The organism is Micromonospora chokoriensis (assembly GCF_000718555.1).
GTDB classification, from domain to species: Bacteria; Actinomycetota; Actinomycetes; order Mycobacteriales; family Micromonosporaceae; genus Micromonospora; species Micromonospora chokoriensis_B.
Window position 1 is genome coordinate 212,635 of sequence record NZ_JOAN01000010.1, and the last position, 21,265, is coordinate 233,899.

Consider the following 21,265-nt stretch of genomic DNA (forward strand, 5'->3'; position numbering starts at 1 on the left):
GCGGAGTGGGCCCTAGTGGGACAGCAGGTGATGTGATTCGCGGATCTTGGCCCAGGACTTTGGCTCGGTCGGTGGGGCCGTCTTGCGGGCGGCGCTGGCCACGTCGGGTCGGCCGGCGGTGAACAGCCAGGTGGTGAAGAGGTCGTCCAGGTCCAGCCCGGAGATCCGTTCGGCCAGGGCCTGGAACTGCGCGGTGGTGCCGTTGCCGTGCCGGTGCTCGGTGGCCCAGGCTGGCAGGATCTCGAAGAACGCGTCGTCGCCGACGGCCAGCCGCAGTTGGTGCAGGGTCATCGCGCCTCGGTCGTAGACGGCGTCGTCGAAGACCCGACTGGCCCCGGGGTCGCCGGGCAGCACCTGCCAGAACTCGTCGTCGGCCAGGTTGCTCGTGTAGGTGAAGTCGAACAACTCCTGAGCGGTGCCCTCGCCCTGCTCCTCCGACCAGAGCCACTCGGCGTACGAGGCGAAGCCCTCGTTGAGCCAGATGTTGCGCCAGTCGGTCACCGAGACCGAGTTGCCGAACCACTGGTGGGCCAGCTCGTGCGTCACCACGGACGTGTTGGCGCCACGTCGCCAGGCGCCCGGCCCGTACACCGGCCGGGTCTGCGTCTCGAGTGCGAAGCCGATGCTGTCTACCGGCCCGGCCACGCCACCCTGCGCCTCGAACGGGTACGGCCCGAAGATCCCGCTCGCCCAGTCGACGATCTCGGCGGTCCGTTCGATGCTGGCTCGCGCGGCCGGCCCGAGTGCGCCTAGCGAGGTGCTGTACGCGTTGATCACCGGCTGGCCGCTCGGGGCCGTATCGGTGACGATGTCGTACTGGCCGATGGCCATGAAGGCCAGGTAGGTGGCGGTGGGGGAGGTGGTCCGCCAACTCCATCGGGTGCGGTTGCCGGCCTCGGCCAGCGGCGGCCTCGGCTGCACGCCGTTGCTGATCACCTCGACGCCGGTGGGCACCGACACCGAGACGTCGAAGGTGGCCTTGTCCAGCGGGTGGTCGTTGCTCGGGAACCACCACCACGCCGACTCGGGTTCGTTCACGGCGAGGGCGCCATCACCGGTACGCGTCCAGCCGGTGTAGCCGCCGACCAGGGCCTCCGACGGTATGCCGGAGTAGCGCACGACGATGGTGAGCTGCTGGCCCCGGGTCACCGTGCGGGCCGGGGTGACGACCAGCTCGTGCACGCCCGCGGTGCTGGTGCTCGCCGCCCAGCCGTTGACCCGGACCGACTCGACGTCGAGCAAAAAGTCCAGATTGAACGCCGAGAGGTCGGCAGTGGCGGTGGCGAGGATGGTGGTGGTGCCGGTGAGCAGGTCGGTGGCTGGTTCGTAGCGCAGTCGGACGTCGTAGTGCTCGACGTCGTAGCCGCCATTGCCATAGTCGGGGAAGTAGCTGTCGCCCAGTCCAGGCGCGCCGGGTTGCGGCGCGGCGGTGACGACGGGACGACCCCAGGCGGTCGGGGCGGCCTGGCCGGGGGTGCCGGCGAGCATGGTGCCGGCGGTGGTGAGGGTCAGGGCGGTGGTGGCCGCCGTGAGGACTCGTCGCACGGGTGGGACTCCCTCCATCGGGTGTTCGCCACGCCAACCTAATCGACACTCGTGAACGTATCGATCCGCCACACCTGCCGACGACCGTCGGGCTCTGGTGTGCCTTGCCTCACAAGGTCACACTGTGCTGATCGGAGGTGACGCGTGCGGCGGTCGGAGTTGCCCAAGCGGGAGTTGATCGGCCAGCGGCAGTCGAGCGCAGGTCGGGAGCGACTGCCGCCCGGCGGGTTGGAGTTGTTCGCGCTGCTGGCACAGCTGCTGCGTAGACCTCGCCGCGGTGACCGCCGGCTGCCGTTGCTCTGGCTGGTCCGCTCCGACACGACGGACCTGATGGTGCCGCTGCGCCGATTCCTGGGTCAGGGCCCCCGGCGGCGGGTTCCGCACGCCGTGCTGGACGCCGACGTGCCGCCCGGGGTCGGGGACGTGCCGGCGCTGCTGCGCGAGCTGCACCGGCAGCTTTCCCTGGAGGCTTTCGGCGCCGCCCGGCTGCGCTTCCGGCACTACCCGCTCGCCGACTGGCTGATGAACCAGAGTCTCAGCCTGGGCATCGACGCCGACGACAGCCGCGCGGCCCTGGTTCGCCGGCTGCGCGACCGTCGTGGCCCACGTACGCCAGAGGCGTTGCCCTCCGGCGGCGACGCGGTCAGCATCGTCTCGCAGGTGCTGCTCTGGCTGGTCCGCCGCGCCGTGCCGGGGGTGGTCTTCCGGGCCGCCGTCTCCGGTCGGGTGCCGGTGCTCGGGCGGCACTACAACTGGTTCATGCGCCAGCAGTACCTGGCGCCCCGGCAGTCGGTCACCTTCCTCGGCTTCGCCGAGCGCCTCACCGCGGGGTGGCGCGACGGGGAGCAACCCGACCAGGTCAACAAGCTACTGCTGCACGCGTTCCTGGAGGACCTGCGGCAGGCGTACCGGCGTCGGCCGTGGCGTCCGTCGGACTGGCGGCGCACCGCGTACCCCGCTCTGCTGATCGATCACGTCGCGCCGGGCAACGTCGGCGGGGAGCTGGTCCGCCTGATCGGCGACGTCCGCACCGAGACCGGGCGCAACGACCCGCTGCTCATCATCGCCTCCGGCGGGCAACCCCCACCGGACCTGCCCGAACCGCACCCGTTGACCGAGGCCGACGAGGCGTACGACGAGTGGGCCGAGGCGTTGCCGGAGATGCGGCGGCTGCGCCGCCCGGCGGCCTGGCTGGTGGCGCTGCGCCCGGACGACACCGACACCGGCCCACCGTCGCGTGGCGGCGTGCGGCCCTTCTCCGCGCCCGACCCGCCGTGGTGGTCGCGGCGCTTCCTGCCGGCGGCACTCTGTCTGCTGCTGGTGGCGGCGCTCGGCGTCTGGGTGGCCAGCCGGTGGGGGCCGGGCTGCCACCCCTCGCTCACCGGCCGGGTCTCGGTCGAGGTGGTCGCCAGCGGGGAGTGTGTCGGCTACAGCGACAGCGCCGCACAGGTGTTCAACAACGACCCCGGGCAGGACGGGCTGCGGACCGTCCAGCGGCGCATCTTCGCGCAGAACCGTGCCGCCGAGGAGGTCTGGCAGCGCAGCGACCGACGGCGGCCCTTCCTCACCCTGGTCTACCTGGGCACCCTGACCGGTAACCGGACCCGCGCGGACGAGGAGTCGTACGTCTCCGAGCGCGAAGAGCTCGAAGGCATGGCCACCGCCCAGTACGCGCTGCTGAAGGAGTCGGCCGCTGCCGACGGCGCGGCGCTGCTGCGGATCGTGGTGGCCAACGGAGGCCGGCAGATGATCTACGCCGACCGGGCCGTGGCGATGCTGGCCGAGCTGGCCCGCGACGACCCCACGGTGCTCGGCGTGGTCGGGCTGGTGGAGAGCCGCACCAGCACCGCCCGAGCGCTGCGCGAGCTGAACCAGGTCGGGCTGCCGGTGCTGGCACCCACGCTCTCCGCCGACAAGATGGACGCCAACTCCCGCCTCTACCTGCAGATCTCCGCCCCGAACACCGATCAGGTGAAGCTTGTCGACACGTACGCCACGCAGGTGCTGAAGGTCGACGAGGCGCACGTCTTCTACACCACGCTGGAGGGCAGTTCGCTCACCGAGGACCTCTATGTGGGCACCCTCGTCGACGGGCTGCGACAGCGGTTCGGCACCAGGATCACCCGCCTCGACGAGTGGCGTACCGGGCAGCGGCTGACCGACGAGTGCGGCTACCCCGGGCTGCTCTTCTACGCGGGCCGGTGGTCGGAGTTCGACGGTTTCCTGCGGGCGCTGCGTGAGTGCGGCGGCAACCCGCCCCGGCATCTCGTCGCCGACGACTCGGTCAACCGCTACATGGCCAACCCCGGGCTGCGCGCCGCAGCGCCCGGCAACCTGCCCGTCACGTACGTCTCGAAGGCGGCCCTGGCCACCTGCGCGGCGCTGCGGGCCGCCGAGGACCGGCGCGACGACGCGCGGGCCAGCTTCCTGGCCTGGATCCAGGCCGACGACCTGCTCGACCCGCCGCGCTGCCGCCCGGACACCGGGTACCAGGTCGGCGAGCGGGTCAGCCTCGCCTACGACGCGGCGATGATGCTGATCCGGGCGGTCGAGAGCCTCGCCGCCCGGCTGCACCACGCCGATCCGCGGCAACGCTGGGAGCCGAGCTCGGTCAACCCGGTCGGCGTGCACGCGGAGGTGCTCCGGCAGAACGCCGGCCAGGGCTACCCGGGGGTGGCCGGGCTGATCCGGTTCACCCCCGACTCGGGTGAGCCGGTCGACAAGCGGCTGGCCCTGATGCGGGTGGAGCAGGTGCCGGACGTGGCGAGGGCCCCGGTGGAGGTCTTCCACTGCGGGGTGGCCGACGCGTCCACCCCGGCGGCGTGCGGCCCCGCGTGACCGGCCCGGCGTGACACGTCCTCGCAGGACTGTCCGGGTGCCACCGGTGTCCGTTAGGGTTCCTGGGACCAGGCAGCCGGCGGCGTTGGGGGCAGAGGGTGGGCAGGCTCGCGTCGGCGTACGGGCAGGCAATCAACTCCCACCGGGCGGCTCGGGCGCATCTGGACACTGCCCGCAGCGTCCTGGGCGCGGCACCGAGCGCCGTAGCGTCGGTCGGCGCTGGTGAGCTGGTGGCCCGTCTCGCCCGCCTCGGCGGCGCGCTGGCCACGCCCGCCCCGGGCGTCACGCCGCTGACCGACGAGCCGGCCCCGGTGCGCATCGGCGAGGCGTCCACCTCGGACGGCGGCTTCCCGGTGCTGGTCCCGCTCGGCGGCGGCCACCACCTGGCGCTGGACACCGATGCCCGGGATCCGCAGGTCGCCGGGCTGCTGCGGGCGCTGGTGCTGCGGCTGGTCGCCACCGCACCGCCCGGCCAGGTCCGCGTCGCCGGCATCGACACCGCCGCGCTCGGCGCCACCTTCGGCCCGTTGCGCCCACTGCTCGACGCCGGTGTGCTCGACCCGCCCGCCACCGGGGAGGCCGAGGTGGCCGCGCTGCTGGACGCCGCCGAGCAGCACGCCCGCGCCGCACAGCACGGTCAGCCCGCCGCCCGCCGCCTGCTGGTGGTCGTCGCCACCGCCGCGCCGCCACCGCGCGAGCTGGCCCGGCTCGCCGCGCTCACCCACGCCGGCCCGGCCGCCGCCGTGTGCGTGCTGCTCGCCGGCCACCCGTCCCGGCTGCCCGGCGAAACCCCGCCGCCGCTGGGCGGCACCACCGCGGTGCGGCTCAACCAGGGGTACGCGCACGTCGGTGACCCGCCCGGCAGCCCGTTCAGCGCCGACGGCAGCGGGCTCGCCGCACCCGTCCTGCTCGACGGCGACCCGCCGCCCGCCTCGGTACGCGCGCTCGCCGAGCACCTCGGCACCGCCACCCGTCGCGCCGACGCGTTGCCCTTCACCGACCTGCTGCCCGAACGGCGCTGGGCCGAGTCCGCCGGTAACGGTCTGCGTACGGTGATCGGTCGGGTTGGCGGCGGCGGGTCGACGGTGGCGGTCGACACCCCGCTGACGCTCGCCTTCGACGACGCCACCCCGCACTGGCTGGTCGGCGGGCGCACCGGGGCCGGTAAGACCGTCTTCCTCCTTGACGTCCTCTACGGGCTGGCCGCCCGCTACTCGCCGGCCGAGTTGCAGCTCTACCTGCTCGACTTCAAGGAGGGCGTGAGCTTCACCGAGTTCGTGCCCACCGGTCGCGACCCGTCCTGGCTGCCACACGCCCGTGCCGTCGGCATCGAGTCCGACCGCGAATACGGTCTCGCCGTGCTGCGCGAGCTGCGCCGCGAGGCGCAACGCCGAGCGACCGCTTTGAAACGGCACGGCGTCACCAAGCTCGCCGACCTGCCTCGGGACCATCCGCTGCCGCGCATCGTGACGGTCATCGACGAGTTCCACGTGCTGCTCGCCGGCAACGACTCGCTGGCCCGCGAGTCCGTCGACCTGCTGGAGGAGTTGGCCCGCAAGGGCCGTTCGTACGGCATCCACCTGGTGCTCGCCAGTCAGAGCATGACCGGCATCGAAGCCCTCTACGGGCGGGCCGAGGCGATCTTCGGGCAGTTCGCGCTGCGGGTGGCGCTGCCCGGCGGTGGTGGCGTGCTCGACCAGCTCAACGACGCCGCCGCGGCCCTGCCGATCGGCTCCGCCGTGGTCAACACCGCCGCCGGGGCGGTCGGCGCGGACACCGTGCTGCGCTTCCCCGACGCGCACGCCGCCGCGGCGGACCTCGCCGCGCTACGCCACGACCTGTGGCAGGCCCGCCCGCCGGGCTCGCGGGCACCGGCGGTCTTCAAGGGGTACGAAGCCGCGCGGATCGAGGACGACCCCACCTTCGCCGGTCTTCGCCCCGGTGGTCGACGCCCGATGGCCCTGGTCGGCCGGACTGTCGACGTGCACGGCACCACCGCGCTGTTCCTGATGGACACCACCCCCGGCCGGCACCTCGCCGTGGTGGGCACCGCACCGACCGGCGCGGACGTGCTGCGCGCCGCGACACTCAGCCTGGCCCGCCAGCACACCCCCGGTGACGCGCGGTTCCAACTGGCCAGCCTGGTCACGGTCGCCGACCCGGTCGCCGACGACACCGAGACGCTGCTGCGCGCCGCCGGCCACCCGGTGCAGCGCCTCGACGCGACCGGGCTGCGTGACCGGATCGCCGCGTTGGCCGCCGAGCCTGCCGGCCGCGAATACCTCGTGGTGTTCGGCATGGACGCCGCCGCGCCGGTCCTCGGAGCCGCCGACCCCGCCACGTTCCGCTCCGGCCTGGACGACCTGCGCACGGTGCTGCGCCAAGGGCCCGCGCAGGGGGTGCACCTGCTCGGCTGGTGGCGTGGCCTACGCCGGCTCGCCGACGACCTCGGCGGCACCCAGAACCGCGACGACGTCGCCTGCCTGGTCGCGCTCAACGTGCCCGGTGCCGAGCTGGCCCTGCACCTCGGAGCGCACGACCTGACCTACACGCCCCGCGCCGACCGGGCGCTGCTGATCGACCGGCACGACCAGCGGACCCGGCTGATCGTCCCGTTCGTCGGCGACGGGCACGACCCGGACGGGGAACGGTGACAGTGTCCTTCGAGGAGTACGCGGCGCTGGCCCGACAATTCTCCGAGCAGCACCGCGCGGGGGAGCAGCACGCCGCCGCCGAGTCCGCGCGTCGCCGCGACCTGCACGCCGCCGTCGACTACCTCCAGCAGCGGCTGACCGCGCAGGGGCAGCGCCTCGACCAGCTCGGCCGAGCCATCGGCATCGACCAGCCACCCGCCGCCGAGGCCACGGCGGCGGGACGGCCCGGCGAGACCGCTGCCTGGCCCGGCCCAACCGGGTCGCCCTCCGCTGCCGGTGGCCCTTCCACAGCGCCCGGAGCCGGTGACGGGGCACCCGACGGCGCAGCCGGCGTGCCGGGGCCGGCGGGGGTCGGGGCGTACCCCCAGATGTCGGCGGGGGAGGCGCGGCTGGCGCTGCCGACGGCGGTGAGCCCGGCGGGCGTCGGGGTGCCGGCGCAGCGCGCGGCGGCGGCCGACCCCACTGTGGAGTTGGAGCTGGCCCGGCGGATGGCCGACGAGGCCGACCGGCACGGGCAGCAGGCGGAGCTGCTGGCCCAGCGGCCGGCGCTGCTGCCTACGTGGTCACCGCTGGCCCGGGCGGTCGCTGTCTACGCCGGGTGCGGGGCCGCCGCCGGGGTGCTCATGCTGGCCCTGGTGCTCGCCTCCGGCGTCGGTCTGGTCGACGGTTTCACCCTCGGCGCGTGGATCTGCGCGGGGCTGCCGGCGGTGGCGTTCTTCGGCGGCTACCTGGTGCTGGGTCGGTGGGGGCGCCCCGCCATGGTCGCCGGCACCCCGCCGCGTTACCTGCCGCTCGGTTTCCTGATCTGCTTCCTGCTGGTGCCGATGGCCTACTGCGCCTACCTGCTGCTGGTGCGCGGCCTGCGCTGAGCCGCGCCCGGGTTGGCCCCACGCTTTTTCGCAGCGGGTGCGGCGGGAAGTCAATTAGATGACTGAGGCGCATCCATTTGTTGGACATGCCCGATGGTGGAGAAGGTGTCTACCGCTGTCGGTAGGCGCTCGCCAAGCCGACGGATCGAATGCGTAGGAGTCTCGGTTTGGCGCGGGTGGAAATTGCGTCCCAATGGCTCGCGTCAAATGGAGGTAGTTCGGTGTCCAGCTCGACGGGGACGAATACATGGCGGTTCGGGATTGCCGGGGTCATCGCCCTTATGCTGCTCGCGCTCGTCGTTATGTTGGCCGTCAACGATGACGAGCCCGAACCGTCACCGAAGAGCGCCCCGACGGCCTCCGCCACCGGCTGCGTAGCCGGGCTGATGGACGACAGCACCCAGGAGTGCCTTGGCCTGGTCACCGACAGTGCCACGCTCGCCCCCGAGATCCGGGACGCCGCCGCGAAGATCCTCAACCTCAATCGGGAGGTCGAGACCCAGTCCCGGCGCTACGTCCGGGTGGTGTTGCTGACGCCGTTGAGTATTGCCCCGAAACCCGCCGCCTCGGCGATGTCCCTCGACCAGATAAGATTCAGCCTGCAGGGTGCCTACGTGGCCTCGCGACGGGCCAACGCCTCGTCGGTCTTCGGCGACCAGAACGCACCTGCGGTGCAGTTGCTCCTGGTCAACCAGGGCAGCAGGCAGCCGGCTCTCGACGCACTTGCGCCGACGATCGTGGCGCTGGGTGACGCCGAGCATCCGGTGGTGGCCGTCGTGGGCCTCGGCTCCAGCTTTACCGGCACCGAAGGGATGGCATCGGCGCTGGCGCTGCGGGGCATCCCCATGGTCGGGGCAGTCACCTCCGCGACCAGCCTGAACGCAGAGCGGTACCCGACGTTCCACAGTGTGTCACCGAGCAACGTCGACTACGCCACAGCTCTGAAGGACCTGCTGGACAAGAATCGGGCCACGCTTCCCCGTAACGGAATCGTGGTCTACGACCAGAACAAGGACCCGTACCCGCTGACGCTGACGGCGGCCTTCACCAGTGTGCTGACGGGTTACCTCAAAGCTCCTGCGCAGGCATTCACCGGCGGCACGGTCGGCAATCCGGCCATGCCGAACGTCTTCAGCCCGGTGGTGACGAACCTGTGTAACGCGGTGGCCGACGATGCCATCAAACTCGATATGGTGTTCTTCGCCGGCCGGGTCGCTGATTTCCCCAGCCTGGCCGCGGCGCTGAAGGAGCGGACCTGCCGCAATCACCCGTTGACCATCATGGTCGGTGCCACCGGATTTCAGCTCTCACCGCAGCAGGTAGGCCTCCTCGACGAGGCCAACGTCTCGGTCATCTGGGCCTCCTCGGCGGACGCGCCAGCCTGGATCGGCAAGCGACCCGGTACGCCGGTGGGCTTCGCGGACTTCCTCAGGGTCTACAAAGTCGATGAGAAGTTCCCGTCCGAGGATTTAAACGACGGTTACACGGTGATGTACCACGACGCCGTCGCGAGCGCGGTGAAGGCGATCCGGATGGCGACCGGGCGAGACAACGTGCCGGGCGCCGCCGACGTGCAGACCCAGTTCAGCAACCTCGCGCTGGCGCACAAGGTCGCTGGCGCGTCCGGCACCCTGTCGTTTGGCGGGCGGGCGAACGGTGACGGGCGGGCCACCGGCAAGGTCGTGGTGTACCGGCAACTCGGCCGGACGGGGCCCCGACTACCCGCTGACGTCCCGTCGTACCTCACGCCGTGACGCCGCCCACCGGCCGGCCCTCGCCGACGTCAGGCACCAGCCAGTGTCGGCTGCGGGGGTCCTCGTAGGCGTCGATCCACTCGTTCGGTCGCCACATCCGGACACCGCGCGCTCGGATCCGTGGCTGCAGCCCGAGCATGGTCAACGCCAACCCCAGCTCGACCGCCGCCAGTAGGACGGTCGCGGACCCGCTGACCGGGCCCAACAAACCGTTGGGTCGGGCCAGATCCCAGCCGACCGCGACGAGTGCCGCAAGCGAGAGCAGGGTCAGCATCGCCCCCGTCGCCCGCTCGGCACTGTGTCGGTCGACCCGGTGCGCCCGGAACACCGGAACGACGACCGACGCGGACCGATGCCGCCAGTCCGCCTCAAGGCTGGCCCAGCGGGCCGGGTCGGTGGCCTTGGCCGCCAGGAAGCGGTTGACGTCCGGCGCGCTGACCTTGATCTCCTGAGCCCAGCACAGCAGCGTCACCAGGTTCGACTGTCGGTCCAGTCCGCGCCGGAACGGATACACCTGCTGGCGCAGGAGCGCGGTCGCGAACCTCGGGTGTGCCGCCGGTTGACGCTGCAACGCGGAGAAGCAGGCCGGATCGGTGGCGAGCCGCAGCAGTCGGTCGACAAGCGGTACGAGGGCGGGGCCGTCGGAGGCGGCGTCCTCCGCGGTGCGCAGGCACCGCCACAACGGTTCGACGAACCGGGGATCGTCGGGCACGACGCCCACCAACCGGGCGACCATCAATCGGCTGACGGAACTCTCTCCCAACCGTTCCACAAGCATCGTCGTCACGTCGAGCAGCGTCTCGTGGGTGCCGCCGAGCGCGTCCGCCGCGTCCGCCGCCCCGGCGACCTTCGTCAGCCAGGTGAAGGCCTGGTCGCGAGCCGCGTGGCGGATCGCCGCCCGCGGCGAAGCCGTGGCGCTCAGCACGGCCGCCAGGGCGGGCAGCATCACCGCCGGCATCGGGTCGCGCAGTGGTTCGGCCATCCGCTCCAGGACGGCGAACCCGACCGGGTTGAGGCAGTCCGCCCCCGCCAGACACGCACAGGCGAGGGCCGGGTCGAGGTCGGCCAGAGCCTCGATGAAGCCCGTGACGACGGCCTGGTCCGCCGTGGCGGTGTAGAACAGAACCACCCGACGCCACTCGCGCTCCATCGCCCGCTCGCGCAGCAGCCGGAGGCCATCGTCGCCTTGGCGCAGCAGCTCGGCGGCGACCAGGTGCTCCTGCAGCGAGCGGTGCACGAACTCGTACTGCTCGTCGGCGACGCGGCTGAGCAGCCCGGACCGATCGATGACCTCGTTGACGAACTCGCCGGCACGGCCGTTGAGGTTCTGCCGGAGCCGATCCCCCGTCGCCGACACGAAGTCGACGAGCGTCAACCGGTCGAACGGCCCGAACCCTGGCGGGCCGAGCGCCGCCCGCAGCGCGAACTCCCGCAGAACCCGCAGCTTGTCGGCCTGATCGAACTCGTTCGCGCCGCTGCTGAGGTCATCGGCCCGGAAGCTGTGCCGGCCGAGCATCTCATCGATCATCTCGTCGTACAGCCGCGCCGTCGAGTGTGCGATGGCGGGGAACTTCCGCCCGGCGTACAGGCCGACCGACATCGAGAGGACCAGCGGATTGCGGTGCATGCCCAGCGTGCCCGAGGCGCGCAGCTGCTGCATGAACCGCTGCGGGCCGTCCACCTCGGGGAACCGTTCCGGGAAGGCCCGCAGGTAGGCGAGTATCTCGGTGTCGCGCAGTGGTGCCAGCACATAGCTGCGGTGCGCACCGAACCGCTCCGGCTGCCAGTCGTCGGCGATCCGCAGGAACGTGAGCCGTCGGCAGGTGATCACGACTCGGGCGTTGGCGGTCGGCAGTTCCGGCGTGTGGTCGTCGAGGAACCGGTACACCTCGTCCCGAACCGCCGAGTACATGGTTGGCGTCACCTCGTCCAGCCCGTCGAGCAGCACCACGCAGCGCCGCTGCTGCAACACCTGGGCGAGAAGCTGGTTGGCCTCCTCCTTGGTCAGCGCCAGGCCTTTCTGCGACCGCAGCATGGCGAGGATGTAGTTGGTCAGCACGCCCGGTTGGATGACGCCACGCAGCAGCCGCACCGGCACCAGGAACGGCACCTCGCGGGGTCGTCCGTCTCCACCGTGACCATCGACGCCGCCGAGAGCCGCGATCCCGAACGCCTTCAGTGTGGTCGTCTTGCCGGACCCGGCGTCACCCAGAAGAACGACGTGGCTGTTGCGGTCGGCGATCCGCTCGCCGGCGTCGGCGGCCCGGTCCGGCTGCCCATCCTCGGTCACGAACAGCGGCACCAGGGTCCGCTCGAGTCGGAGTGTCTCCGGCGCGGCCAGGTATGGGTTGTACACCCGGTGCTCGGTGATGAACCACCGGCGGTACCGCTCCTCCGGCGCCCCGCGCCGTACCCGGCGCATCCGGACTTTCACCAACTGGGACAGCACCACAGTGGTAAGCGTGAGGCTCAGTACGGTCTCCGTACCGTTCAGCAAGCCCCACACCGTCCGCAGCCACTCCAGCACCATGTCCACACCCTCGATGGTGCGCTACCGCTGTTACCAGACGTCGTGGTCAGGCTCGACTCGCCGGCCGGCCTCGACTGACGCCGGGTTCCAGGCGACTTATCGGGCCGGGGCGACGGGTGCGGCGGGTGCCAGCCGGGTGGCGATGGTGGCGAGGTCGCGGGCCGGCCCGGTCAGCGCGCGACCCTTGGGCTGGATCAGCCGCAGGGCCCGGTTCAGGTCGAGACCGATGACCGGCACCGGGTGCAGCGTCCCCGCCGCGATCTCGCCGGCCACCACGAGTGAGCTGAGCACCGCCGGCGCGACGCCCTCCAGGACGGCGGCCTTGATCGCGGTGGTGGACGACAGTTGCAGCACCGGCGGTGCGAGGGTGAGGCCGGCCTGCTGGGACAGGGCGTGTTCGAGGTGCCGACGGGTGCCTGAGCCCTCCTCCCGGCTGACCAGGGACGTGGCGGCCAGCTCTGCTGGGGTGATGCCCGAACGGCGGCGGGCCCACGGGTGGCGGCCGACGACGATGACGGTGAGCGTGTCCCGGGCCACCGTGCGGCTCTGCAACCCAGGCGGAACGTCGGGGCTCTCGATGAAGCCGAGCTGAACCGCGCCACCCAGCACCGCCGCGGCGACCTCGTCGGAGTTTCCGGTGGTCAACGAGACCGACATGGCGGGTGCGGTGCTGTGCAGCGCGGCGAGCCACCGGGGGAGCAGATACTCCGCGATGGTGAGGCTCGCGGCGACCGGGAGCAGACTGTCCCGTGCGACGCGCAGCGAGGTGAGGCCCGCTTCCAGCGCGGCGGCGGCGTCCACCGCGGTCCGCGCCCACTCGGCCACCAGCGCACCTTCGCGGGTGAGCTGCGAGCCCCGCGCGGAGCGCTGCAACAGGGCGACGCCCAGCCGACTCTCCAGGCCCCGGATGCGGGCGCTGGCGGACGGCTGGCTGATGTGGTGCGCGCGGGCCGCCGCACCGACGCTCCCCAGCTGCGCCACGGACAGCAGCAGGTCGAACGCGGCGAGGTCGGCGACCCGACTGGGAAGGGGCATAGGCCCAGTCTATGGATGTATCAGGAGATAACCCCTGGTTGATCGGGTTCGCCGGAGTGAGTGTGGTGACATGACCACGCTCCTCCCCACCCCGGTACGACCGACCCGGGGGCTGCTCCGTGACCTGGAGCACCCGTCGCAGCTGTTCGGCAACCTCGGCCCGAACTGGTACGCGTCGATCATGGGGACCGGCATCGTGGCGAACGCCGCCGCCACGCTGCCCGTGCACGTGCCGGGGCTGCGGGCCCTCGCCACCGTCGTGTGGGCGCTGGCCGCTCTCCTGCTCATCGCGCTGACGGCCGCCTGGGGAGTGCATTGGACCCGCCATCCCGCGACGGCGCGCAGCTACGCGGACCACCCGGTGCTGGCCCAGTTCTGGGGAGCCCCCGCGATGGCGCTGCTGACCGTCGGGGCGGGCACTCTCCTGCTCGGTCGGGACTGGATCGGGCTGCCCGCCGCGCTCACCGTGGACACCGTGCTGTGGATCGGCGGCACCCTCCTGGGCCTGGTCACCAGCGCCTGGATCCCGTACAAGGTGATCACCAGCCACCGCGTCGCGCCGGACGCCGCGTTCGGCGGATGGCTGATGCCGGTGGTGCCGCCGATGGTGTCCGCCGCGACCGGAGCGCTGCTCGTCCCGTACGCGCCGGCCGGTCAGCTCCGGCTCACCCTGCTGCTCACCTGCTACGCCATGTTCGGCATCAGCCTCTTCGCCACCGTGATCATCGTCGGGCAGATCTGGCAGCGGCTCGTGCACCATGGGATCGGCTCGGCCGCCATGGTGCCGACGCTCTGGATCGTCCTCGGACCCCTGGGGCAGTCGGTGACCGCAGCCAACCTGCTCGGCAACGCCGCGCCGCTCACGCTGCCCGCACCCTACGGGTCGGCCGCGCAGGCGCTCGCCCTCTTCTACAGCCTGCCAACCTGGGGATTCGCCATGATGTGGCTGGCGATCGCCGCCGCCGTGACGGTCCGCACCGCCCGGGCCCACCTGCCGTTCTCGCTGACCTGGTGGAGCTTCACCTTCCCGCTCGGCACCGTCGTCACCGGCACGAGCGGCCTCGCGCTTCGGACCGACGCCGTGCTCTTCCGGTGGGCCGCGGTGCTCGGCTACGTGCTGCTGGTCGCCGCCTGGCTGATCGTGGCGTCGCGGACCGCGCGGGAGTCGGCCCGAGGCCGGATCTTCCTGCCGCCGCGGTAGCCGTCATCCCGGCTAATCCAGGTGGTAGATGAGCAGCCCGTTGTCGCTGAACCTCTGTTCGGCGCCGCTGTTCGCGGGGCTGAAAACGCGACACCCCACGCACCCGTCACCGGGTTGCCCCGCTGCCGCCTCGGCGTAGTACCAGACCTGGCCCACCTGGGCCCGGAACGTGCGGCTGGTGCGCGGTGGCAGCTCGATCGCCTTCTGCGGCGTGCAGTCATCGTCGAAGAGCCACAGCGTGTACGGCTCGCTGGCCGTTGAGGCGGTGCCGCGTACCGGCCCTCCCCATTTGTCTTCAGGGATGTCCCGCACGAAGAACGCCACCGCCTCCTTGCCCTTGGTCTGGACGATGCAAGCCCGGTCGAGCTTCGCCCGAGACATTGGAATCGGCTCTGGCTCATCCAGTGCCGGCGACGATGGCCGGGAGCTGCTGAGAATGCTCTGCCCGTCACCGGTCGCCACGGAGACGACGAGCAGGAGGGCGAGAATCCCGATGACACCACCGGACAGCCCAATGCGATGAGCCCGGCGGTTGCGGCCATTCGGGCCTGTTCCTGGATACATCAAGCCGTGTCACTCCCTCGGGCGCCTGCCCGGCCAGGTCAGCACCACACCGCCATCCGAGCGCCGGCCGCTGAGTCTACGAGGCTTCCCGCTCGGGCACCGCCCCCGAACCCGGCTCGCTCCACTTCGACTGGTTGTCGGCGGCGTGCGCGGCGGCCACCAGGATCCGGCAGCTGCCGACTGCGAGCCGGGCAACGACCAGGTCCAACCAGGTGATCGCCGCCGCGCAGCGCCGGGCCGCGACCACGTCCGCCACTTCGCGGGTACGCCGGAGCCGGTCCTCGGCCGCACCCAACCTTCAGCGGACACGGGCAGCCAGCGCGGCGGCCCGGTCCGCGTCCACCGAGCGGTGCGTAGACCGGCGAGCAGCTCACCCGCCGAGCCCGCCGGTGCTTCTCGGCTGGCCGTGGCGGGGCCTGCCCAGCTGCGGAGATCGTGGTTAGCCAGGCGTCGCGCAGGTCGTCCACGGGATCGGTGCTCATTCGCCCGCCTCGGCCTTCACCAGGAGGGCGAAGCGCACGTCACTACAGGGGTAGTCAGCGCCGTACCCGCAGAGCCAACGGCGTACCACGCGCGGCGGATGGGCGAAGAGTACATCGTCGGCGTCCTCGATGTCCTGATCGGAGACGAGGCGGTCGCGTTGCTCGGCTGGGGCTGGTGGGTCGGTGGGGGAGTCGTCAGGTCGATCGGGCATCGGGGGCTCCCGTCGGATCGGTCTCCTAGCTCTTCACGGCTCTTGCGTCGGGGCGGCGTGCGGGCAGGCCCCTGGCACGCCCGGCCGAACGGGGAGAAAGATCGCCTCGGGTGAGTTGTCGCCCGGCGACAAGCTGCCCTCAACCACGCAGCTCTGTCAGATCCACGGCGTCTCCGCGATCGTCGTGCGCAACGCGATGCTCACCCTGAAGGCCGAAGGGCTTGTGGTTTGGTGTGCCCGGCGTGGGCGTGTACGTCGCGGAGCGTTGAGCAGTCAGGGTCAGCTTCTTCGCACGGCTTGATCTCAGAGGCTGGCTGCTCGTGTAGTGACCAACGCCGCTGCGTTAGGCGAAGCGGCCGTTCGTTAACCGCACCGCCTCGTCGATCATGGAGTTGTGGTGGGTGACAAAGTGCTCGCATTGCACTAATTCAGGCACCACAACTCCATGATCGACGAGGCCGAGCCGCCCCTTGTCCGCGATCTTGCACTTACTGTCCCGGCGTAAGGGGCATTCCGCGGTACTTGGCGACCGAAACTGCAAGATCGGCGCAGTGGCGCGTTCCTGGAGTGGCGAACCAAGGTGGCGAGTGAGCGAGCGGGTGGTCGCGTTGAGTGCGCGGATCTCGTACGCTCCCATGTGGTCTCCGCCGGTGCGGCGGTGGAGGCGATGGTCGACCACGGGGAGGTGCGCGTGAGCGCAGCACAGATCATCGCGAGGTTGGCGGCGGCTTCGCAGAAGCTGGACGAGGCGAAGGCCAAGACCGCTGCGGCAGCACAGGACGCGGCCGAGGCGCGGGCACTCGTGGCTGGTGCGCTGGAAGGCGTGGCGGCCGGTCCGCTGGTCGGCATGATCGATTCGTACCGTCAGGCGCTCGCGCAGGCGTCTCAGGGTGGCGACCCGGCCAAGCAGCACGTGCAGGAGACGATCGCCAAGGTCCGAGCGCTGGGAAACTAACCACGGGTGGCCCAGAGGCGATTGCGGTTGGCGGGTCAGCGGCGGCGACAGCATGGGCGACCGTCTGGGCGCTCACCCGATCTCAGCGACCATTGTGTCCGCGTCCTCGAACGACTCAACCGTGCGAAACCCTTCGGCGACGTATAGCCTCGCAGCGAAGTTCGCCCGCTCCACGCTCAGCGACACCGTGCGGATGCCACGTTCTCGTGCGGCGTCCAGTACCGCGCGCAGGAGCACCCGGCCCACACCCCGGCCCCTCCAGGTTTCCACCACGCCGATAGTCAGCTCTGGCACGTCGTCACTCACGTACCCGTAGCCTGGATCGGCGGCGGTCAGGTATCGGAGCCAGGCCGCGCCGACTGGCCGATCAACCGGGTCCACCGCGACCAGGCCGAGGTCGTTGGGCCGCATCCACCCGGTGACATAGTGGACCAGCGCGGGATTCGCCAGGATCTGCTCGCGAGACCAGTTGCGCTCGGGCAGCCAGTTCACGGCCTCCATGAGCATGTCAACCAGGAACTCGGAATCAGCTGAGGTGGCTGCGCGGATGCTGAGGTCAGTCACCGCCGAAGCCTTGCATACAAGATCGGACAGAGCCAAGAGTTCGGGTAAGGCGTACGACGACGGCGGAGATCAATCGGTGGCGGATTCTGAGCGTTCCACGACGATGAGCGGGATCTCGCGGTCGGTGCCCTTCTGGTAGCGGGCGTACGTCGGGAAGACCTTCGTCATCACCGGCCACAGCCGGATCTTCTCCTCGGCCGTCGCGGTCCGGGCCCGACCGGTGAACCGCTCCGCGCCGACCTGGATCTCGACAGTCGGGTCGGCGCTCAGGTTCAGGTACCAGGCGGGGTGTGTGCCCGCCCCGCCGTTGGATGCCACCAACAGGTAGTCGTCGCCGTCACGGCCGTACATCAGAGCCGTGCGGCGCAGCTTGCCCGAGCGGCGTCCGCGCGTGGTGAGCAGCAGCGAGGGTACGCCGTGGAAGGTGCCGCCGTCGGCGCCGTCGGTCTGGACGTAGCGCCGGATGTGGCTGGCGACCCAACCGACCGGGCTGTCTTCGATCGTCTCGTGCTGCTCCTGCGCGGACACGCCATCGCCTCCATCGTCGAGCCCGAGCGGCCGATCGGGCGTTCCGATCATAAGTAGAGCGCTACCGATTCAGTAATGAGTGTGATGTCGGTGAGTCATCCTGATGACTCACCGACATCACGCTCTCCGGGGAATCCGCCTCCGAGGCGTAAGCAACACGACGGCGGGGGAGTGTCAGCTTCGCGAGCGCGGCAGGCAGCACTTCTTGTACTTGGCGCCGGAACCGCACCAGCAGGTGTCGTTGCGGCCGGGCGGCCAGGCTGTCACGCCCGCCTCGTCGAGGCTGTCGGCGTACTCGTCGAGGGTCTCCTCGCTGGTGGGGTCGCTTCCGGTGCCTTCGGCGAAGGCCGCCAGCCCGGCGGCGGAGCCGACGACCACGCCCAGGTCGGCGCCGCCCAGCCCGGATGCCTCGACGAGGGCGCGTTCGATCTGGGTGCGGTGTTCGTCCCAGGTGGCGGGGTAGCTGTCGGCGAGGGCGGGCCAGCGCAGCAGCAGCGCGGTGAACTCCGCCTGCGGCCAGAACAGCAGCGTCGCCGGGCCGTCGTCGAGGGCGTCGAGCGCGTGGTCGCTCGCGGCGCGTAGCCGGTCGGCGAGGTTGTCGTACTCGTCGTGGGGTAGGCCCATCTCTTCGCGCAGGTTGTGCCGCCGCTGGGTCAGGCCGTAGATCATGGCCGCGGCCTCGTCCTGGGCATCCTCGGATTCGTGCTGCTTGCCACGGGTCCGTTCCAGGATGGTGTCGAGTGCCCCGGTGAGCCATTCCAGCGCCGTCTCGGGGTGGCCGGATTCGGCCAACTCGTCGATCAGGTACGTGGCCCGGTGGTCGGTTTCCAGCAGCGGACGCAGGGCGGTCAGCTCGGCCATGCCTTCGTCGGTACGCCCGAGTCGCAGCAGCAGACCGCCGCGCACCGCTCGGGCGTACGCGTTGTCGTCCGGCTGCTCGGCGATGGCGCGGGTGGCCAGCGCGAGCGCGTCGGCCAGGTCGCCGGCCGCCTCCATGATGTCCGCGGCGACCAGCAGGGCGTACCCGATGTCGTCGGGGTTGTCGACGCGCCCCTCGTCGACGGCACCCACCAGTTCGGCGACGAGCGCCGCCGGGTCGGGGCTCTTGAGGCCCAGGGAGCCGATCTCGTCGATGCGGTCGGCGGTCAGCAACTCGGACATGGGCGCATCCTGAAAGGCGACGAATGGGCGGGTGGGGGAGCGGCCAGCGTACTCCTGAACGAGTCGCAGCCCGGGCGGCGAACCGCCCGGGCTGCGACACGTTCCCTTAGCGGGTCGCTGGCATGGTGGCGAACTCGCCGGCTAGCTCCGACTCGACGATCGTCGCGGCGGACGGCCGGCGTCCGGCCGACGCCCGCCGGGCGGACGGGACGGCGAGGGCCGCGAGCGCGGCGGCCAGCGCGATCCCGGTGAGGACGAGAAACCCCATCGTGAAGCCGGCCTCCCGCGGCAGACCGTTGGCCTGCGGGTTCGCGGTGATCACGCCGCTGACCACGGCCGCGCCGATCGCGCCTCCGATGGTGCGGATGTTGGCGTTCATGCCGGTCGCCACGCCGGTCTGGCTGGCGGGCACGCTGGCGACGATCAGGTTCGCCATCGAGGCGAAGGCCAGACCGATGCCGAGGCCCACCAGGCCACCGGCAATGGCGACCTCCCAGCGGGTGTCGTGCGCGGCGGCGAGCATCGCGGAGGCGGCCACGTTGAACGCGGCACCGCTGGCGAGCTGCGCCTTGGCGCTGAAGACGGCCTGGAGCCGGCCGGCGATGATGCCGGCGACGAACATCGCGCTGACCATCGGGAGCATGAGCAGACCGGCCTGGCTGATGCTCGCCCCGAAGCCGTACCCGGCGGCGGTTGGGGTCTGCAGGAACTGCGGGAGGAACGCGTACACGGAGAACATCGACGCGCCGTAGAGCAGGGCGACCAGGTTGGTGGTCCAGACGCCGGGCAGGCGCATCATCCGCATGTCGATAAGCGGGTTGCTCGACCGCAGTTCGGCGATGAGCCAGCCGACCAGCAGCAGCACGGCGAGCGCCAGCAGGCCGAGCACCCGAGGAGAGGTCCAGCCCCAGGCCGCGCCCTGGCTGATCGGCAGCAGCAGCGCGACCAGCCAGCCGGAGAGCAGCAGGGTGGCGCGCCAGTCGATGCGACCGGGGGTACGCACCGGCGACTGGGGGATGAACAGGTGGGCGGCCACGGCGGTCAGCCCGACCACGACCATCGGGATCCAGAACAGCCAGCGGTAGTCGAGCGTGCTGACGATCGGGCCGGCCAGCACGATGCCCAGGCCGCCGCCGACCGCGACGATCGCCGAGATGGCGGCCACGGCGGTGGAGACCCGCGCGGCCGGGAACTCGTCGCGGATGATGCCGAACGACAGCGGGAAGACCGCTCCGCCGATGCCCTGTACGACGCGGGCGATGATGAGGACGCCGATGTTCGGCGCGATGGCGGCCAGCAGGCAGCCGAGGGCGAGGGCGGCGAGCGCGACGACGAGCATCCGCTCCTTGCCGACCATGTCGCCGACGCGGCCGAGGATCGGCGTGAAGATCGACGCGCTGAGCAGGTAGGCGGTCAGGACCCAGGTCACGGTGTTCTGGGAGGTGTGCAGGTCCTGCTGGATGGTCGGCAGCACCGGGGTGATCAGCGATTGGAGCATCGCGAAGAATCCGGCACCGGCCGCGAGCACGGTGAAGGTGAGCCGACGCGAGCCGCGTCGGGAGGTCACTGCCACGAGAGAGAACTCCCTGTTGCGTACGGGAATGAAGGCTTGTCGCCCGTCGTCTGTGACGGGGTTGTCTGTCGGGTCCGGGGCGATCGGGGTGGCCAGGCGGCGATCGAGCGGATCCCGAGGTAAGCTAACCGGAGGCAGGCCTCCGGGGATTCCGGAGGGGTGCCTCCACTAAGCTAGCGGAGGGTTTCCTCCGGATGCAACCAGGGTGAGGTGACGCACGTCATGACCAGCGCGGGGCAGGCGCCCGAGGTCTTCGCCCAGCGGCCCAAGCGGGCCGACGCGCGGCGCAACTACGACGCCCTCATCACTGCGGCGCGCGAGGCGTTCGCCGAGAACGGTGCCGCCGCCTCCCTGGAGGACGTGGCTCGCCGGGCCGGAGTGGGCATCGGCACGCTCTACCGCAACTTCCCGACCCGTCGGCACCTGTTCGAGGCCGTCTACGTCGAGGAGGTCCGGGCGCTGAGCCGCTCCGCCGAGGACCTGGCCGAGCTGCCACCCTGGGACGCGCTTGTCGCCTGGCTGCACCGCTTCGTCGCGTACGTCGCCACCAAGCGCGCGCTCGCCGAGCAGCTGCTACACGACTCGGAGATCTTCACCAGTTGCCGGGCGGAGATCTTCGCCGCCGGTGAGCCCTTGATGCGTCGCGCGCAGGCCGCCGATGTGGTCCGTGACGACGTCGGCTTCGACGATGTGGTGCGGCTGATCAGTGGCCTGACCATGGCCCAGTTCCCGTCACCCGAGCAACGCGACCGGGTTCTCGGCGTGGCCCTGGACGGGCTGCGCGCCCACACCCGCTGACC

The 21,265-nt window shown here is 71.3% G+C and carries 18 protein-coding genes and 1 pseudogene; 8 read left to right on the plus strand and 11 right to left on the minus strand.

The annotated features are described in order from the left end of the window. Nucleotides 1–12: 12 nt before the first annotated feature. Complete coding sequence (locus IF46_RS0115355; protein ID WP_420063569.1) at nt 13–1,563, minus strand: M1 family metallopeptidase; 1,551 nt, start codon at nt 1,561–1,563, stop codon at nt 13–15. A gap of 126 nt (nt 1,564–1,689) precedes the next feature. Here IF46_RS0115355 and IF46_RS0115360 point away from each other — a divergent pair, with 126 nt between their 5' ends. The 4 genes from IF46_RS0115360 (at nt 1,690) to IF46_RS0115375 (ending at nt 9,660) form a co-directional block, all read left to right on the plus strand. After that, complete coding sequence (locus IF46_RS0115360) at nt 1,690–4,383, plus strand: hypothetical protein (protein ID WP_232234046.1); 2,694 nt, start codon at nt 1,690–1,692, stop codon at nt 4,381–4,383. A gap of 98 nt (nt 4,384–4,481) precedes the next feature. Next, the gene (locus IF46_RS0115365) at nt 4,482–7,037 is read left to right on the plus strand and encodes an FtsK/SpoIIIE domain-containing protein (RefSeq protein WP_084597916.1); all 2,556 of its coding nucleotides are present in this window, start codon (nt 4,482–4,484) and stop codon (nt 7,035–7,037) included. After that, nucleotides 7,034–7,906 (plus strand): hypothetical protein, encoded by an 873-nt coding sequence (locus tag IF46_RS35190; RefSeq protein ID WP_232234047.1) that lies wholly within the window; start codon nt 7,034–7,036, stop codon nt 7,904–7,906. The genes IF46_RS0115365 and IF46_RS35190 overlap by 4 nt, the downstream gene beginning before the upstream one ends. Nucleotides 7,907–8,127: 221 nt before the next feature. Further along, the gene (locus IF46_RS0115375; RefSeq protein ID WP_157563039.1) at nt 8,128–9,660 is read left to right on the plus strand and encodes a hypothetical protein; all 1,533 of its coding nucleotides are present in this window, start codon (nt 8,128–8,130) and stop codon (nt 9,658–9,660) included. Here the strand turns inward: IF46_RS0115375 and IF46_RS0115380 are convergent. Continuing rightward, nucleotides 9,650–12,190: an NACHT domain-containing protein gene (locus IF46_RS0115380; protein ID WP_232234056.1), complete on the minus strand. Its 2,541-nt coding sequence runs from the start codon at nt 12,188–12,190 to the stop codon at nt 9,650–9,652. The two genes, IF46_RS0115375 and IF46_RS0115380, sit on opposite strands and share 11 nt — an antisense overlap. Nucleotides 12,191–12,286: 96 nt before the next feature. Beyond that, on the minus strand, nt 12,287–13,225 hold the full coding sequence (locus tag IF46_RS0115385; protein ID WP_030489026.1) for a LysR family transcriptional regulator: 939 nt from the start codon (nt 13,223–13,225) through the stop codon (nt 12,287–12,289). A 70-nt stretch (nt 13,226–13,295) separates the two neighbouring features. On the opposite strand from IF46_RS0115385, the gene IF46_RS0115390 reads away from it, so the two are divergent. After that, nucleotides 13,296–14,426 carry a TDT family transporter gene (locus tag IF46_RS0115390; protein WP_030489027.1) on the plus strand — a complete coding sequence of 377 codons (1,131 nt, stop codon included), beginning with the start codon at nt 13,296–13,298 and terminating at the stop codon, nt 14,424–14,426. A 12-nt stretch (nt 14,427–14,438) separates the two neighbouring features. Here IF46_RS0115390 and IF46_RS0115395 read toward each other — a convergent pair whose 3' ends face one another. The 3 genes from IF46_RS0115395 to IF46_RS34400 form a co-directional block, all read right to left on the minus strand. Next, nucleotides 14,439–14,807, minus strand: coding sequence for a hypothetical protein (locus IF46_RS0115395; RefSeq protein WP_030489028.1), 369 nt, complete (start codon nt 14,805–14,807; stop codon nt 14,439–14,441). A gap of 259 nt (nt 14,808–15,066) precedes the next feature. Then, nucleotides 15,067–15,285 carry a hypothetical protein gene (locus IF46_RS0115400; RefSeq protein ID WP_030489029.1) on the minus strand — a complete coding sequence of 73 codons (219 nt, stop codon included), beginning with the start codon at nt 15,283–15,285 and terminating at the stop codon, nt 15,067–15,069. A gap of 183 nt (nt 15,286–15,468) precedes the next feature. Continuing rightward, the gene (locus IF46_RS34400) at nt 15,469–15,684 is read right to left on the minus strand and encodes a hypothetical protein (RefSeq protein WP_030489030.1); all 216 of its coding nucleotides are present in this window, start codon (nt 15,682–15,684) and stop codon (nt 15,469–15,471) included. A gap of 100 nt (nt 15,685–15,784) precedes the next feature. Here IF46_RS34400 and IF46_RS33820 point away from each other — a divergent pair. Continuing rightward, nucleotides 15,785–15,953 (plus strand): annotated as a pseudogene (locus IF46_RS33820) (winged helix-turn-helix domain-containing protein). A 74-nt stretch (nt 15,954–16,027) separates the two neighbouring features. Here IF46_RS33820 and IF46_RS0115410 read toward each other — a convergent pair. After that, nucleotides 16,028–16,321: a hypothetical protein gene (locus IF46_RS0115410; protein ID WP_030489031.1), complete on the minus strand. Its 294-nt coding sequence runs from the start codon at nt 16,319–16,321 to the stop codon at nt 16,028–16,030. A gap of 30 nt (nt 16,322–16,351) precedes the next feature. Between IF46_RS0115410 and IF46_RS0115415 the strand changes: the two genes are divergently transcribed. Next, on the plus strand, nt 16,352–16,639 hold the full coding sequence (locus IF46_RS0115415) for a DUF6244 family protein (RefSeq protein ID WP_231394634.1): 288 nt from the start codon (nt 16,352–16,354) through the stop codon (nt 16,637–16,639). A gap of 72 nt (nt 16,640–16,711) precedes the next feature. On the opposite strand, the gene IF46_RS0115420 is transcribed toward IF46_RS0115415, so the two are convergent. From IF46_RS0115420 to IF46_RS0115435, 4 genes are all read right to left on the minus strand, one after another. Then, complete coding sequence (locus IF46_RS0115420; protein WP_030489033.1) at nt 16,712–17,203, minus strand: GNAT family N-acetyltransferase; 492 nt, start codon at nt 17,201–17,203, stop codon at nt 16,712–16,714. A gap of 69 nt (nt 17,204–17,272) precedes the next feature. Then, entirely contained in the window at nt 17,273–17,731 is a 459-nt protein-coding gene (locus IF46_RS0115425) for a nitroreductase family deazaflavin-dependent oxidoreductase (RefSeq protein ID WP_030489034.1), read from the minus strand. Nucleotides 17,732–17,905: 174 nt separating this feature from the next. Beyond that, nucleotides 17,906–18,892, minus strand: coding sequence for an SEC-C domain-containing protein (locus tag IF46_RS0115430; RefSeq protein ID WP_030489035.1), 987 nt, complete (start codon nt 18,890–18,892; stop codon nt 17,906–17,908). A 106-nt stretch (nt 18,893–18,998) separates the two neighbouring features. After that, nucleotides 18,999–20,465: an MFS transporter gene (locus IF46_RS0115435; RefSeq protein ID WP_030489036.1), complete on the minus strand. Its 1,467-nt coding sequence runs from the start codon at nt 20,463–20,465 to the stop codon at nt 18,999–19,001. 222 nt (nt 20,466–20,687) lie between these two features. Here IF46_RS0115435 and IF46_RS0115440 point away from each other — a divergent pair, with 222 nt between their 5' ends. Further along, on the plus strand, nt 20,688–21,263 hold the full coding sequence (locus IF46_RS0115440) for a TetR/AcrR family transcriptional regulator (RefSeq protein ID WP_030489037.1): 576 nt from the start codon (nt 20,688–20,690) through the stop codon (nt 21,261–21,263). Nucleotides 21,264–21,265 lie beyond the last annotated feature (2 nt).